General features: G+C 47.2%; 10 protein-coding genes and 1 pseudogene. 4 read left to right on the forward strand and 7 right to left on the reverse strand.

Annotated elements, in window-relative coordinates; translation table 11 throughout:
• Positions 1–124: 124 nt before the first annotated feature.
• Entirely contained in the window at positions 125–1,192 is a 1,068-nt protein-coding gene (locus ACZ5EH_RS20425) for a DUF3089 domain-containing protein (RefSeq protein WP_464275708.1), read from the forward strand.
• A 128-nt stretch (positions 1,193–1,320) separates the two neighbouring features.
• On the opposite strand, the gene ACZ5EH_RS20430 is transcribed toward ACZ5EH_RS20425, so the two are convergent.
• On the reverse strand, positions 1,321–5,082 hold the full coding sequence (locus tag ACZ5EH_RS20430) for a PAS domain-containing hybrid sensor histidine kinase/response regulator (RefSeq protein ID WP_464278337.1): 3,762 nt from the start codon (positions 5,080–5,082) through the stop codon (positions 1,321–1,323).
• 47 nt (positions 5,083–5,129) lie between these two features.
• Here ACZ5EH_RS20430 and ACZ5EH_RS20435 point away from each other — a divergent pair, with 47 nt between their 5' ends.
• Positions 5,130–6,587 carry an IS1182 family transposase gene (locus ACZ5EH_RS20435; protein WP_464275709.1) on the forward strand — a complete coding sequence of 486 codons (1,458 nt, stop codon included), beginning with the start codon at positions 5,130–5,132 and terminating at the stop codon, positions 6,585–6,587.
• Positions 6,588–7,107: 520 nt separating this feature from the next.
• On the opposite strand, the pseudogene ACZ5EH_RS20440 reads toward ACZ5EH_RS20435, so the two are convergent.
• Positions 7,108–7,710, reverse strand: a pseudogene (locus tag ACZ5EH_RS20440) (CHASE4 domain-containing protein); the annotation flags it as partial.
• A gap of 90 nt (positions 7,711–7,800) precedes the next feature.
• Complete coding sequence (locus ACZ5EH_RS20445; protein ID WP_464275710.1) at positions 7,801–8,829, reverse strand: HD domain-containing phosphohydrolase; 1,029 nt, start codon at positions 8,827–8,829, stop codon at positions 7,801–7,803.
• A 572-nt stretch (positions 8,830–9,401) separates the two neighbouring features.
• Here ACZ5EH_RS20445 and ACZ5EH_RS20450 point away from each other — a divergent pair.
• Entirely contained in the window at positions 9,402–10,358 is a 957-nt protein-coding gene (locus tag ACZ5EH_RS20450; RefSeq protein ID WP_464275711.1) for an aldo/keto reductase, read from the forward strand.
• 183 nt (positions 10,359–10,541) lie between these two features.
• Here the strand turns inward: ACZ5EH_RS20450 and ACZ5EH_RS20455 are convergent, their stop codons facing one another.
• The 4 genes from ACZ5EH_RS20455 to ACZ5EH_RS20470 form a co-directional block, all read right to left on the reverse strand.
• On the reverse strand, positions 10,542–10,775 hold the full coding sequence (locus ACZ5EH_RS20455; RefSeq protein WP_464275712.1) for a hypothetical protein: 234 nt from the start codon (positions 10,773–10,775) through the stop codon (positions 10,542–10,544).
• Positions 10,776–10,796: 21 nt separating this feature from the next.
• Positions 10,797–11,666: a pepsin/retropepsin-like aspartic protease family protein gene (locus tag ACZ5EH_RS20460; protein ID WP_464275713.1), complete on the reverse strand. Its 870-nt coding sequence runs from the start codon at positions 11,664–11,666 to the stop codon at positions 10,797–10,799.
• 355 nt (positions 11,667–12,021) lie between these two features.
• Positions 12,022–12,252 carry a hypothetical protein gene (locus ACZ5EH_RS20465; RefSeq protein ID WP_464275714.1) on the reverse strand — a complete coding sequence of 77 codons (231 nt, stop codon included), beginning with the start codon at positions 12,250–12,252 and terminating at the stop codon, positions 12,022–12,024.
• Positions 12,253–12,369: 117 nt separating this feature from the next.
• Positions 12,370–12,963 carry a MarC family protein gene (locus ACZ5EH_RS20470; RefSeq protein WP_464275715.1) on the reverse strand — a complete coding sequence of 198 codons (594 nt, stop codon included), beginning with the start codon at positions 12,961–12,963 and terminating at the stop codon, positions 12,370–12,372.
• 656 nt (positions 12,964–13,619) lie between these two features.
• Between ACZ5EH_RS20470 and ACZ5EH_RS20475 the strand changes: the two genes are divergently transcribed.
• A complete protein-coding gene (locus ACZ5EH_RS20475; RefSeq protein WP_464275716.1) occupies positions 13,620–15,803 on the forward strand; it encodes an ATP-dependent nuclease in 2,184 nt (727 codons plus the stop codon).
• Positions 15,804–15,806: the final 3 nt, after the last annotated feature.

Below are 15,806 nucleotides of genomic sequence, written 5' to 3' on the forward strand. Positions count from 1 at the left end.
TTATTGCCTTCCGGATGCAAAAATACTTTTTTGAACCGCACTTTGCAGCCAAGTCATTGTGGCCAAGTTATTGCTGCCACATTCCTGTTGGCAGTCACATTATTTACGCCCCAGCCACATTTGCATGGCCGGCTGTTTCATTTTCCACGAACCAGAAAACAAAGACCTGAACATGGAAACCACCCTGCGTGTCCTCGGAGCATTATCCATAGCCTGTTTACTGACAATCGCCATGACCGCCTGCCATAAGAAAGAAGCGTCCCCCTCCGTGGAGAGTTCTCCGACATCCAGTGCTCCGCCAGCCCCTGATTATGCGCAAAAGGAAAGCTGGCTTGCATTGCCAGAATCCCCCAGCGTCCATGAAGTGGACGTGCTATGGTTCTACCCTACTGTGGCGCACGGGGAACAGATGCTCATGGATTATAAAGATCCTGAACTGCAAGAAGCCGCACGGGAAACCATCAGCCACCAGGCCAGTGTATTCTCCGGCAGTGCGAATCTTTACGTCCCATATTATCGACAGCTCAGCCGCGCCGGCTTCCAAGGCAACCTGGAGACCATAAACAAGAGACTTGCATACGGGCAGGACGACATGTGGCGCGCTATTGAATACTACCTTGAGCACTATAACAATGGACGCCCGTTCATCCTTGCCGCTCACAGCCAGGGCTCCAGTAACCTGCTGGAGATTATGAAAGAGAAATGGGGAACCACAGGCAAGGAAAAACAGCTCGTGGCCGCTTATATCATCGGCTGGTCCATCACGCCCCAAGACATTGCAGACAATCCAAACATACGTATTTGCGAGGGCGCGACGGATACGAACTGCTATATTACCTACAACGCTGTGAAGGATGACATGCAGGGAAAATCCATCCAGATAGCTAAAGGCAGCTGGGTGACCAACCCCCTCTCCTGGGAAAGCAGCACAACAGACGGCAATAAAATCCCGGCAAGCAATAATCTGGGGGCGGTATTCTTTCCTGCTGGCAAGGAGCCACAAACCTATCCGCACTTTACATCAGCGCAAATCAAGAATTCAGGCCTTGTCTGCGAGATATCCGATCCGGGGGCGCTCAGCCCTTCTTCCATGCCGGAAGGCATCTACCACCGTGACGACTACTCACTCTTTTATGAGAACCTGAAACAAAACGCCAAGGAACGCATAAAGGCCTTCAAACTGAAAAAATAACCGGACACATGGGAAAAAGGGGAGCTTGCCCTCCCTTTTTGCAACATCCTGAAGCCTGTATGCCTGCAAGTCAGATCACCCAGGCCATTGCGTATCTATGAACATAAGCACCATGCCAAGCTCTGCGCTCAATCCATATGCAGCTTGTCTATTTCATCCAGAGCTGCGTCAAAATCATACTCCCCCAAAAGTGAAGCAATTCTATCCAGTATCGTTTTCTGTTCTTCAGGAACCGACTTTGAACGTAACGTATCAAGCATTTTCATGGCGCCAAGATCAGAAGCATCAACAAGCACACGCAACTCCTTTATAGAAGAGGCAAATTCCTGATCAGAAAGAGAGGGGCCAAATCCATCGGGTTGCATTTCATGTGACGCCGCACCGTTAACCAACGCTTCAAGACCAGCCATTACGTAATCAACCGCTTGCACTGTATCCTGAAGCACCTGCTCGATTTCCTCCTTCGCCCTGTTCTTATTGCATGCGTCTTCAAGCAGCAGGGCCTTGTCCCTGATTCCAATTGCACCAATGGTTGCTGCGGCGCCCTTCAATGTATGTGCACACCGCAAGGGCGCTTCCTTGTCCTGTTCTTTTTGCGACTCTTTGAAAACACTGCAAAAGTCCTTGTATTTTTTGTAGAATTTTAGCAGCACATTACGATATAGTGTATCATCCCCCTGGACAGAACGAAGACCCTTTTCGCTGTCAATGCCAGGAAGATTGGCAAAAGCATCATTTTCTTGAACCGGTGACAAAGGGGATACGGAACTGATAGGCTTGATCCATTTACCCAGGACCGTAAGAAGTTCTTCCACCTTCACGGGCTTGCCGATATGGTCGTTCATGCCTGCCTTAATGGCTTTTTCCCTGTCGCCAACCATGACATTCGCAGTCAAGGCGATTATTGGCAACTTAGTAAAGCGCTCGTCTTCACGTATTTTCCTGGCAGCAGTATATCCATCCATCACGGGCATCTGGCAATCCATGAGGATGCCGTCGAACTGCTCCTTCTCCAGCATTTCAATAGCTTCAAGTCCGTTTTGGGCCATTTTGAAGGCAATTCCATGGCTTTCCAAGAGCGCCCCTATCACATCCTGGTTGATTTCATTATCTTCGACAACCAAGATTAAGGTGCTGTGCAACATGGCGGCTGTTTGTTGCAGTTCTCCTTTGCGGAGCATGGACCTGCTCTTTTCACCACGAACCTTGCCATGACCAGCCATCATGATTGCGTCAAACAAGGTTGAGGGCATTATGGGCTTGTTCAAGACATCAACGACAGGTTCCACTCCGCTTGTTAATTTCAGGATGTTCTGCTGATCATGAGTCGAAACCATGATCACCTTAGGTATTTGGGAATTTTTGGATTCATGAAGTATTTCTTGCACGACATCCATGCCGCTCATGTCAGGAATTTCCCAATCCAGGATCACAACATCAAAGGGGCGATTTTCTTGTTGCTGCTTGAGCAACCTTAGTGCAGAGGAAGCGGAATCAGCCAGTCCCACCGAAAAACCAAAGCAATGCAACATGTCGGAAAAAATTGTCCGTGCGGTGGAATTGCCGTCCGCCACGAGTACATGCAGCGAGGCCATATCCCCTTGCAGCTGGTGATCAGGATGCTCCTGGGACTGCTTCATAAAACGGGCGGTAAAATGAAAAATGCTGCCTTTGCCAGGTGTACTTTCCAGCCAGATGTTACCGCCCATCATTTCAGTCAGTTTTTTTGAAATTACCAGACCCAACCCTGCCCCACCATATTTACGGGTAATAGATGAATCGGCCTGGCTGAACTGTTGAAAGAGCTTTTTTTGCTGCTCTTCAGTAAGCCCTATTCCGGTATCGCGGATGGCAAAATGAAAGGTGACGTCCTTGTCGTTTTCCTCCTCAACACGGACAGACAGAACCACTTCTCCCTTGGCCGTGAACTTGACGGCGTTGTTTCCGAGATTGAGCAACACCTGCCCCAGTCTGAGAGGATCTCCAACAAGCGCGGTTGGGAGGTTGTAAGGAAGATCAAACAATAATTGCAGGCCAGCTTCCTGGGCTTTGAGCCCTACGACACTGGAAAAGTTCTTGAGCACTTCTTCCAGTAAAAAGTCGACCCGTTCCATTTCAAGTTTGCCGGCCTCAATCTTGGAAAAGTCAAGGATATCATTCAGGAGACCGAGAAGATATTCTGCAGAGCGGTGCACCTTTTCTATGTAATTTCGCTGCTTAGCATCTAGTTCGCTTTGCAGCGCAAGATAGGACATGCCCATGATCGCATTCATGGGGGTGCGAATCTCATGGGACATATTTGCCAGGAAATCAGACTTGGCCCTTGTGGCTTCTTCCGCAACGGCTTTCGCCTTTGCCAAGGCAACTTCGGCAGCCTTACGTTGGGTAATGTCTTCCAAAATACCTTCGATGGTAGAGACTTGCCCGTCAGCATCAAAAACAGGATGCTCAGAAACCAGGATTATTCGATCACCACCATCCGGATGCGTATACGAAAGCTCTATCTCAAAGAAGTCCTGGCCTGAATGGAGGGATTCGCTCACAAGGTTTATTGCCTTTTCGATTGCTCCAGGCGCCCAATCAATAACATCCTGCCAACGCTTGCCCAGCACATCCTCACGGCGCAGTCCGAAAACTGTATAGAAACCTTCGCTGACAAAAAGAAGCTCACCTGTCGGTTTATGACTGAAAATGGTGAATCGCCCGCCAAGTTCCTCCACAAGCCGCTGGTATTTGGCCCGGCCTTCTCGCACGGCGTTTTCCATAGCCTTACGGTCTGTAATGTCGAGCGCCCAGCCAAGTGCACCTTTTCCCTCTTCGTTGTCAAAGCTGTACAAGAACAACAAAACATCTATTATCTGTCCGTCCTGATTCCAAAACTGGGTTTCAAAATTCTTGACGACGCCCTCTTTCTCAAGCTCTCTTTGCAACATTTGAGGAGCTTCTGGGGCAACATAGGCTGACTGCGCCCTTTCCCCTACTTGTAACCCCATTTGCCCCATGCTCGGATTGCAGAAAACCATCACCCCGTCCATAGAAATGCCCACGCCAACAGGGCTGGTATCCAGTATATCCTGCAAGCGTTTTCGCTCCTTGGCGACGGCTTCCTCCATTTGTATCCTTTCTGTAACGTCACTCAAAACGGCCACGAAGATTGGATTATTATTTACAATCGCAGTATTGAGGGCGATCTCCATGGGAAATTGGGAACCATCCCTGCGCAGGGCCGGCACCACTGTCTGGTTGCCTATTATCTTGGCAGGGGCGCCCTGAAGATAGTTGCGAATATAGGTGTCATGCTCACTACGGTAGGGTTCCGGCATCAGCATCTTGATGCTTTTGCCAAGTAATTCCTCTTTGGTATAACCGAAAATATCCTCTGCAGCGGGGCTGAATTCGTTGACGAGCCCCTGGGCGTCGATCACGATGATGCCGTTAAAAGCCGTATCGATTATGCCCCGCAAATAAGCTGTTCGCTCTTCAACCTTTTTTTCAAGTTCTTCCTTGCTCTTTTCCAGCTCCAATCGCACCTGCTCTGTTTGTGATATATCCACAAACGTCTCAAGCAGCAGCTTCCGATCCCCATTTTCAATAAAGGAGACAGATTTCATGATGGGAATTGTTGAACCATCCTTGAGCAACAGCTTCCGCTTGGACATGTCCCTTGACTGCTCCAAATCAAGGATCGGGCATTGATCAACCTCGGATGGACAGGTCAGCTTGTGACAGACCTGTCCCACAACTTCTGACTTTTCATATCCCGTCAGATGTTGCGCAAATCTGTTTATGTTGACAATGGTTCTGGAGTCTGGGTCGACCAATAATATTCCCGCATCGATCGAATCGAACAGCTGGCTGAGAAATTTTTCGTTTGCAACAACCTCCAGAATGCTGACAAACCCTCGCCAATCGGCGAGGGTTTTCTTATACTATCTTCATGCTAAAGCCGCCCAAAAATCAGCAGGTGAAAATGGAGTTTGTTTCGATCAACGAACTTGTCCCCATGAATCATCTGCTTCGCAAAATTGCCAAGGTTATTGATTTCTCCTTTATTCATGAGCTCACCAAGGATTTGTATTGCGAGGGCAATGGCCGTCCGGCCATTGAACCGGTGGTGCTCTTCAAAATGCTATTCATCGGCTATCTGTTTGGCATCCGCAGCGAGCGTCAGCTTGTCAAGGAAATCCAGGTCAATGTTGCCTATCGCTGGTTCCTTGGCCTGGGATTGCAGGACAAAGTGCCCGATGCCAGCACCATCAGCCAAAACCGGCGGCGCAGATTTAACGACACCAGCGTTGCCCAGGACATTTTTGACGGTATAGTGTTCCAGGCCATGAAAAAGAGGCTTGTCGGCGGACACACGCTTTACACCGATTCCACCCACCTGAAAGCCAACGCCAACAAGCATAAATTTACGGAAAAGCTCGTTGCCCAAAGCACGAAGTCATACTTGGGCGAACTTGAAGACGCCGTGGAGGAAGACAGGCGCAGGCATGGAAAGAAACCGCTGAAGCAGGACAACCGCGAAGCGGGGTCCAAGCGGATCAAGCAGAGCACAACCGATCCGGACAGCGGGTACATGGTACGCGAGGGCAAGCCTAAGGGCTTCTTTTACTTGGATCATCGCACTGTGGACAGCCGACACAACATTATCACCGACAGTTACGTAACTCCGGCCTCGGTGCATGACAGCATGCCCTATCTCGATCGGCTGGACCGACAAATCAACCGCTTCGGCTTTGCTGTGAAGCACGTCGGCCTCGATGCAGGATATTTCACCTCACACATTTGCAAGACGCTGGAAGAAAAGCATATTTATGGTGTCATTGGCTATCGTCGTCCCACTCGTCGCAAAGGGATGCTCCCCAAACGCGCCTTTGAATACCTGCCGGACAAGGACTGCTATCTTTGCCCCGAAGGCCAGGAGCTTCACTACTCCACCACCAACCGCGAAGGATATCGTCTCTATGACTCGTTACCAAAGATTTGCCGCCGCTGTCCGTTACTGAAAGAGTGCACAACAAACCGGAATTGCAAGAAAACAGTGACACGCCATGTGTGGCGGGAATACGTGGATACGGTGGATGCGCACCGGCTCACGGAATTCGGAAAAAGAATCTATGCTCGCCGGAAAGAGACCGTAGAGCGCAGCTTTGCCGACGCCAAACAACTGCACGGGCAACGCTATGCTCGGTTCTGCGGCCTGGCTAAGGTCCAGGTTCAAAGCCTGCTTTCCGCCACATGTCAAAACATGAAGAAAATGGCCTTGCTGCTGGCCCCTTTGGAGCTGTCATACAAATATTTGCAGCCCAAATGCCTGTACTTTCTACCTCAGTCTCTCTGTCTCGTTCGATTGGGGCCGATCGAGCCAACATCCCAGCTGGCAGCGGCCTGAAAAGAAATCGGTTCATAAAAACAAACCCCACTTTGCAAAAAGCGGGGTTTGTCAATGAGCTGACCTCTTCTGTTTTTTGCTCCACATCATGTTTTGCATGCTCTATTTTATGTACCAAGGTGTTTATGCACACGCTCAAATCATGTATTTCATCATTACCTTCTATAACTATTGAATAATTTGTATTCTGAGCGTTTTCACGTTGTGACACTTGACGCATAAGCACATCAAGGCGATTAAGTATTTTTTTATGGAGCAACGTATAAACAAGTATCCCTAACAACAAAATAGCAACTGCAATTGCTACCAAATAATAGTTTGATATTTTTTTACCTTCATGAGAGAAAAAACGATCTGCTTCAACTTTTAAAAATGCTACTGGCTCGTCGTGAATGTCAAATACCAATCCATAGCCATCTGAAATATTATCTGCATCACTACTAACATAGATAGCGTCTTCTGAATCAATTATATCTTCATATATTATTTTCGAATTTTCTAATTGCACTATAGATACATTTGCCCCAAGCAGCGTAGATATTTCTTCTGTTACATCCTTTGTAATCAAACGCGACATCATGAAGCTGCCCATGGAGGGGCCAGTGGCATTACTTGTTAGGATAGGTCTTTTGACAACTAAAACCAAAGTGCCGTCATCCAGAGCGATAACGCCACCGCTCACATCAGACTCTTCAGTCAAAGGAGGAAGTTCTCCTGACACCTGCTGAAAGATACTTTTGGCAAGGTCTGCATCAAACTCTTCCTCTTCATTGAATGCTTGCAGATAAACAGGTTCCCCCTGTCGATTTTGAATCGCCACGCATGCGAGGGACTGCGTCAGAAAGGTATCTGCCGGAAGGTTGGATTGGACATATTCCTGGTCATGATCCTGCACAAATGCATAGGTATCGTCCCAACTGGCCCAGTCCAACAACAACTTATCCAGATTGGTCAATTTCAAATAAAGAGCCCGTTTGGCAGCTTTGACCAGAAGTCGGGTTTGTTTATCCTCAAGGTTCTGGAAACCGGTATTAACGACAAAATTTGAGATAAGCGTTTGAAACAGAATGAAAAAAGAGATGGTAATGGCAATTGTGACTATGGAGAAAGTTCGAAGCTTCACGGCCGCCCTCGCTTTTTGTTGAAACGTAAATACCAGCAAGTACTACGTGCAGGGGTTACCTTTTCCTCAAATATACGAGAGCGTAAAAAATCATTCTGGGTCGGCATGTTTCTCAGCCAGCTCGAGTATTTTGTCCACATTCTCCAAAAAAACGGAAACCAGCTTCGGATCGAAATGTTGTCCGGAATCTTCCTTGATCTGTGCGATAGCCCGCTCCACCGGCCACGCCTCCTTATAAGGGCGCTTGCTGATGAGTGCGTCAAAAACATCTGCAATGGCGACAATGCGCCCTGCCAAAGGAATATCTTCTCCTTTGAGACCTTGGGGATAGCCGGACCCGTCCCACTTTTCATGGTGCGTCAGGGCCACATTTCTGGCCAGATTCAAAAGCGGGCTGCTATGTTCTCCAATAATTTCAGCTCCAATTGCTGCGTGTTTTTGCATGATGATCCTTTCCTCGTCCGTCAACCTGCCCGGCTTACCAAGGATATGATCCGGAATACCGATTTTCCCAACATCATGCATGGGAGAAGCGTTCAACAACAGTTCAGCATCTTCATCACTCATCCCCAGGCCCTGCGCAATTATTTTACAATAACAACTCATGCGGATGATGTGCATCCCGGTTTCATTATCCTTGTATTCAGCAGCAAGGCCCAAACAGCGAATGACTTCAAGCCTGCTTGCATTGAGCTCCTTAGTCCGCTCATCGACCAGATACTCCAATGCCCTGTTCTGGTCGTACAGCTTCATATGCGTCTTGATTCTCGCCAGCACAATAGGCGCGCTGACAGGCTTTGTGATGTAGTCGACGGCTCCAAGATCAAATCCACGTTTTTCATCAGCGATTTCGTCCATGGCCGTGACGAATATAACAGGTATTTTCTCCGTTCTGAAATCCCGCTTCAAACGTGAACACACTTCGTATCCATCCATGCCCGGCATCATTATATCCAGCAAAATAATATCTGGGATGAAGCGGTTCGCCACTTCCAGTGCTTTCGTACCGTTAGTGGCGACTTTAACAGTATAATCAGTAAGTATAGAGGACAATACATCGATATTCGCCGGAGTATCATCCACGATAAGAACCATTGGTTTTCTTGTTTTATTATCCATCCCCTTTCTCCAAGCAGGCGCAAAATAACTTCAACATGAAAAATCAAATTGCAATACAATAAAACAAAGCGATTTCTTTACCATATCTACCTATATAGCTACCTATACAATTATTTTTAGCAGCGTCTCGACTGAGTGTACATACCGTATAAAATTAACGAATCATTTTCCATACTATTTTTTAATTAGTCCAAACCCCATTATTATTGGACCCTTTGAATTTACGGTTCATTATATTTCCCAAATATCCCTTTCCAACAACAGACGTTCAAAGGAAACTGGCTGTCCCCTTAGCGGCTTATAATGAACCAAAACTTTTCTCCTCTTTACGAGAGCGCTGCTAGTAAACATTGAAAGCATGTACTGGGTGGCCCTTTGCTTCTTTAATCTCCCCCTTGGCATCCATGCGCCAGACGTTTACTACTCAAGGCATGACCTGCTTGCTTATGGAATGGTGTATTGCCTCCATGCCCCTAAAATATACCTTGCATACGGGTTCTTGCGTGGGAGCATTTTCCCTTTCCTGTGGCAGGAACGCCCCTGCAACAATAAAAGGTACCTTGAGGTAAAAAATGAAAACACGAACACTGGGAACCCAAGGCCTGGAAGTTTCTGCAATGGGACTCGGCTGCATGGGCATGTCTGATTTTTATGGGCCAAGCAGTGACACAAAGTCACGGGAGACGTTGCTGCATGCACTGGAGCTGGGCGTTACCTTCTGGGATACGGCTGACATGTACGGCCTGGGCGCAAACGAGCGACTCCTCGGCACTGTCCTTGCCGAACATCGACAGGATGTCACACTTGCTACCAAATTCGGCGTCATTCGCAATGATGCAGGGGAATTTGTCGGCGTCAACAGTCGCCCGGAATACGTTCGTGAGGCCTGTGAGGCCAGTCTCCGCCGCCTTGGCACAGACCACATCGACCTCTACTACCTGCATCGGATGGCCCCTGACGTTCCCATTGAGGAAACCGTGGGGGCCATGTCCCGTTTGGTGGAGGAAGGCAAGATAAGCTACCTGGGGCTGTCTGAAGTCTCATCGGAAACGTTGCAACGTGCAGCAACCGTGCACCCCATTACCGCACTGCAATACGAATACTCCCTGTGGACTCGCGAAATAGAAAACGGGATTCTGCAGACATGCAGGGAGCTTGGAATAGGAGTTGTTGCCTACAGCCCAATGGGCAGAGGATTTCTGACCGGCCAGCTGAAAAGCAGAAACGACCTGCCAGAGGGCGATTGGCGGCTGAGCAACCCTCGCTTTGCAGAGAAGAACTTCAAAAAGAATCGGGAACTTGCCGCAGCATTTGAAACAATGGCTCAGGAGAAAGGCTGCACCCCTGCGCAGCTGGCGCTGGCATGGTTGCTCTCACAGGGCGATGACATCGTTCCCATCCCCGGCACAAGGCGCATTGAGCGACTTGAAGAAAACTTGGCGGCAATCAACATCACTGTAACGCCGCAAGAACGTGAGCATCTTGATACGATTCTGCCCCCAGATGCCGCGGCGGGTGAACGCTATTGACCTCACCCGCTCGGCCTGCACATAGCACTACAAATATAAGAACCGGCAGGCATGCCGCCGGCACCTTATGCGTGATTTCTGCGTGCCCCCCTTCCTACACCCAAAGGGGGGCGCCTTTTTTGGACAACCTGGAGTTACCGATCTGCCACAACGCTGCAACTACTCTCGCTATAAATGTTGCCATCAAGGCTTTTTGGCAACACCCAGAATATCTTCAAGCGTGACCACAACCGTCTTCGGGCTGCCGTTGTGTAGCAACTCCAAAGGAATCCTGGTGCCAGCGGGCTGTTGCCAGAACCGGAGCAGCGGTAAAATTCCAGACTTGGTGCGCCACTTAGTAACGTCCAGATCACCCACCCTGACAAGCGCATCACCATTTACTATGCCAGCTTTCGCCGCCGGCGAACCCGCAGCCACGATGGCCGTAAGCAGTACTGATTACTCGGCATCTTCCGGAACAAACACAGCACCAAGGCGATTATAATCCGGTGCGGGCGGAAAGACCTCCGGCTGGTTCACATAAGCAACCCCATTAGGGCCATCAACAATGACATTCACATAAGACAGGGCGCCGAGCCCAAGGGAAATATCATACTCGGCGTCCTCCTGATTTCTGTCCCGTTCGAGCAGCACATCTTTCAGGTCAAACCCTGCCAAACCAAAGTGCTCTGCATGGTAGACTTTATCCACAACCACGGCGTTTTGCGGTGTTGCATATGCCTTCAAGGTATAAGGGGCGCCTTCATGTTGACTAATCCAGCGCTCCCACAGAGCCGCCCCCAGTTGGAGTCCTGCCTTGTTTCCGGTTTCAATAAGAATGTCAGTGTCTTCGGTCTTTATAACCAGACTGCCTGCCCCCTTTTTAAGGGGGAATTTCTGCCAGCCCTTTGCAAAGTCGGGAATTGCCTCGATGGCGGAGAATTGTCGCTGCTCGCCATCAAAAAAAAGGATGTTCCCTTGCAGACCGTCCCATGCCAAAACGCCGTCAATGGCCATTTTTTGATATTGGGGTAAATCCACAACGGCAAAGACAAAAGGGCGCGGTCCACCACCGGTGTTGAATTTACAGACCTCGGATTTGCCGGCGGCAACATACCCCTCTGCAGGGGCCTGCTCTGCAGGTGTCCATGCAAGCCCGATCCTCTCTGCTGCATGGGCAAAAAGAACTGTACTTTTTGACTTCGTATCAACCAGAAAAACAGCCTGCTTTCCATTGATTATTGTTTTTAACTTAATAAAGGCAATTGCCTGCCCACATTGCAAAACAAAAACAAGCGTCATCAAACAAAAAAACAGTCTTACAATCATTTATAGATTCCTTAGAAAAAATATATTCACATACCTTATATTCACATTACAAACTTCTACAATTTACCCCATCCATATATTACTCATCAAGCCTGTCCTCTAAATCTCTTGCTATGGCATCCTCTTTTCTCGCTCCACTAGCATGAAGTCAAGGTGAATATTTACTGTAACTGTAATGTAAAAATACGTTACAAAAAAGAATATGACTGACATATCACTGAAAATTACAAAAAATGTAGTGTTGAATAAACAGAAAATGAATCCCCCCTGGCAGCAACAATAAATCATCCCAAGGAAAAACACAGTTCCCCCTCCCCCGCTGGGAGCACGGCGTCAATTGACCCAGGCGTCACGCTCAATCCGCCTTCCTCCAGCGCGAAGAGGAAACACGAGATCGATGTTTTGATCGTCTGGGCCGGCACAGCTCGGGAAATTCACGTGCAAAACCACGGTGGTCTTTGATTGTGCGCCATACACCCATGATTGCCCCAGCAATAGCGTAGCAAGCGCAAAGGGCAACAAACACGGGCACCACAAGTAACGCGAGAATAAACGCGCAGGTGAACAGTAAAGAAAGTACTTCCATGCCCTACTCCTCTGTGTGACTGGGTGCGCGTCTAACAAACGACAGCTCCCCCATGTGAGGAGAGCACCAATTTGCCCACTGGAGAAGTTGCAGCAAACAAGAAGAAAGCCATTCTCGTCACTTTAGAAAGTTGTGCACTCCAGTGAATACTATCTGGGCGGCCATGGCAGAGAGTATAAGTCCGGTGATTTTTGTAAGTATGGAAAGCCCTATAGAGCCGATAAACCGCTTCATGTGTGAGGCTGAGTAGAGCAAGGCGCCCACGCATATGCAGGCGGCCAACAACGCGCCCGTGCCCACGAGTTTCTCAGAAGCAGTGTCAAACTCCGCGCCAAGGATGAGCAGGGTCCCGATGGTGGCGGGACCAACGGTGATGGGGATGGCCAGGGGCACCACAGCAAGGTCTTGGTCGTCCTCTTTTTCTGGGCGCTGCCGCTTGCCTGAGACAAGAGAAACAGCAGACAAAAAAAGCAGACTGCCTGAGCCGATGCGGAAGCCATCCAGGGTAATGCCCAAGGTGGAAAAGATGCTGTTGCCGGCAAAGTAAAGGATCAGGCAAATAATCATAACCGACATGGTAACGCGCAGCGCAAGCTTGCGTTGCTCGGATACGGGCAAGCCCTCTGTCATCGAGAGGAACACGCTGAGCACGAAAAACGGTGTCAGCAAAAAGAAGAGCTTGATGCTCAAGCTGATGAAAAGTTCTATCATGGAGGCTCCCCCCAGTCTGTTTTATTAAAGTGGCATTGTGGGAACATGCCTCTGCAATTGCAATAAGAAATTTAAGGGACAAGCCCCCCCCAGGACAGGAGCGTGGCGCTCAGACCACTGGCGCGTGATGGAAAAAAGAGGGGGTGCGGGGGGATACGACAGGGGATAGAAATAGGGTAGAAACAAAAGAAAACGGGCTCACGTCTTTTGTAGACGTAAACCCTTGAATTTCTTCGGTAGCGGGGGCGGGATTTGAACCTACGACCTTCGGGTTATGAGAACCACACTTGATAGTATCCCTTATTATCCCGAAGTATCCCGATTTATCCCGGTGTAACCGGCGAAAAAGTTACACCATAGTTACACGGGGGGTTAGTCTGACCTTCGGGTTGAAGCCTGAAGTAGCCCCAACGGCCATGTTTAATCACAGGGGCAGTTTCTCCTATCTTGCGTGTTAAGTTATTTGAGTCTAAACAAAAGAAAAGCGAAGGTTGATGCCAAGTATTCTATACTTATCAAAGAAGTTTTAAAATGAAAGTCTCAGAATGTTCGTCTAAAGATGGATGGCGTTCAAAGAGCAGTTAGGGAAATTGCAGCTTTTTTGGCTTCAAAGACGCCGAGTTCGAGGAGTAATTTCAATAGCCTAGAGGTAATATATGCATATTAAAAATGTTCAAATAAATAACTTCCGCCTTTTAAAGGATGCAAATTTAGATTTCGCAAATGAAACTACAGTTATTGTAGGGCGAAATAATAGCGGGAAAACGTCTCTTACAGAGTTCTTCAGAAGAATTCTTTCTGAAGAAAATTGGAGTGGTGTATCTAAAGCCTCGCCAAAATTTGAACTTGAAGATTTTTCTGCATCTACACATGCAGATTTTTTAACCGCATATAATGCTTTTAAAGAAAGTGCTAATCCAGACCTCGAAGCTATACGCGCTTTGCTGCCCATAATTAAGGCTCAAATTACCGTAGATTATGCTGCAAATTTAGATGATTTCGCTTCTCTTGGTGATTTCATTATAGACTTAGATTCTGAGTTAACCAAAGCTGTTATTGTGGTTAGTTATGAGCTTGGTGAAGATGGAGTACGCAATTTATTTAGAGAAATAGAAATAGAAGCAAAAGCAGAACTAGAAGCAGCAGAAGAAGAGGAAGTGGCGGATGCTTCCGAAGAAGTTGCTGAGGATGCATCGGAAGAAGTAGAAACAGGTGACAAAGTAGGACACTTTTATAAAATAATGAAAGAGCGTGTCTCAAGATTGTATCAGATTAAGGTGCATGCTCTTGATCCAAATGATCCTGACAACAAAAAACAACTCGAATTAAAAGACCTCCGTACTTTACTCGCAGCAGGGTTTATAACTGCTCAGCGTGGACTAGACGATAAAACTGACAAAGAGTCTGGCCTCTTGAGCAAATCTATTGAGAATCTTTTTACTTCCTCTTTAACTTCAATGTTTGAAGAAGAACAATCAATAGCTGTACAAGTTGAAGGTGCCGTTAAGGGGATGGAATCTGAAATTGATAAGCAATTCGCAGAATTCATCAAGACAGTCATTTCTCCCCAGTTTAAACCGTTTGGATATCCCAGCCTTCAAGATATTCCTTTATGCACAAGTACCTCTCTCAATGTTCAGGGAATTTTAAAGAATTTTTCTCGAATAGGGTACGCAGCTTCAGGGAAAGTCAATCTTCCAGAATCATACAATGGTCTAGGGACGCGCAATTTGATTTTTATCTTGTTGAAATTGTATGAATTCATGAAATCCTACTCGGCACAAGAATGTTCGGCAGGTATCCAACTTATTTTCATTGAAGAGCCTGAAGCTCATTTGCACCCTCAAATGCAAGAAGTCTTCATCAAGAATTTGAATGCTACGGTTAAGGCATTCTCAGAAAAATTTAATGACGGTGAGACTTGGCCTGTTCAATTCATTGTAACTACTCACTCTTCTCATCTTGCAAATGCCGCAGAATTTAGCTCTATGAGGTATTTCTCAGCAAACACCTGCATTGAAACTGATGCAACTAAGAGGAAAACAGAGATAAAAGATATTAGCATTGGGTTAAAGGAAACTCCTTCAGAAGATTTAGAGTTTCTTCATAAGTATATGACTCTTACCAAGTGCGATCTTTTCTTTGCAGATAAGATGATTTTGATTGAAGGCACTTCAGAAAGACTTATGCTTCCCAAAATGATTGAGAAAAGAGATTCAGATATTGAGGAGGATGAAAATTCTCTTGGCTCTGATTATCTTTCAATTATTGAGGTTGGTGGAGCCTATGCGCATTTATTTTTTCCTTTAGTTGTATTTTTGGATATTCCAACACTTATTATTACCGATCTGGATAGTGTGGAGGAAGGGCGTACCCCAAAAGATAGAGTTGCTTGGTATAAATGTAAGGTTGCAGATGGAGATCGTACTAGCAACGCGACACTCAAAAATTGGTTTAATGAAGGTGATGAGCATTTGCCACTTTCTCACTATTTAGCAGCTTCTTATGATGAGAAAGTAAGAGATACAGTCAGAATTGCATACCAGGTGTCAGAGGATGAGAATCCTTCGGAAGACTCCCCATGTGCGCGTAGTTTTGAAGATGCCTTCATGTTGGCAAATCCAGAATTGTTTGATTTAGATGATTCTGAAGACATAGCTACCGATGCTTATAACGAGGCAGCTAAAAGTAGTGATGATAAATCTAGTTTTGCATTGAAATATGCAATAGATGAAACAGTATGGAATATCCCAAAATATATCCAGGAAGGTTTGGACTGGTTGGCTGAGATGCCATGTAGCCTGAATGCTGCTGACGATAATCAAGAGAATGCAGAGTAATAA

It is taken from the genome of Desulfovibrio biadhensis (assembly GCF_055388615.1).

Coding starts and splice junctions, on each gene's coding strand:
- ACZ5EH_RS20435 (WP_464275709.1), top strand. CDS start 5,130: ATGCTAAAGCCGCCCAAAAATCAGCAGGTGAAAATGGAGTTTGTTTCG.
- ACZ5EH_RS20460 (WP_464275713.1), bottom strand. CDS start 11,666: ATGATTGTAAGACTGTTTTTTTGTTTGATGACGCTTGTTTTTGTTTTG.
- ACZ5EH_RS20445 (WP_464275710.1), bottom strand. CDS start 8,829: ATGGATAATAAAACAAGAAAACCAATGGTTCTTATCGTGGATGATACT.
- ACZ5EH_RS20470 (WP_464275715.1), bottom strand. CDS start 12,963: ATGATAGAACTTTTCATCAGCTTGAGCATCAAGCTCTTCTTTTTGCTG.
- ACZ5EH_RS20465 (WP_464275714.1), bottom strand. CDS start 12,252: ATGGAAGTACTTTCTTTACTGTTCACCTGCGCGTTTATTCTCGCGTTA.
- ACZ5EH_RS20475 (WP_464275716.1), top strand. CDS start 13,620: ATGCATATTAAAAATGTTCAAATAAATAACTTCCGCCTTTTAAAGGAT.
- ACZ5EH_RS20450 (WP_464275711.1), top strand. CDS start 9,402: ATGAAAACACGAACACTGGGAACCCAAGGCCTGGAAGTTTCTGCAATG.
- ACZ5EH_RS20425 (WP_464275708.1), top strand. CDS start 125: ATGGCCGGCTGTTTCATTTTCCACGAACCAGAAAACAAAGACCTGAAC.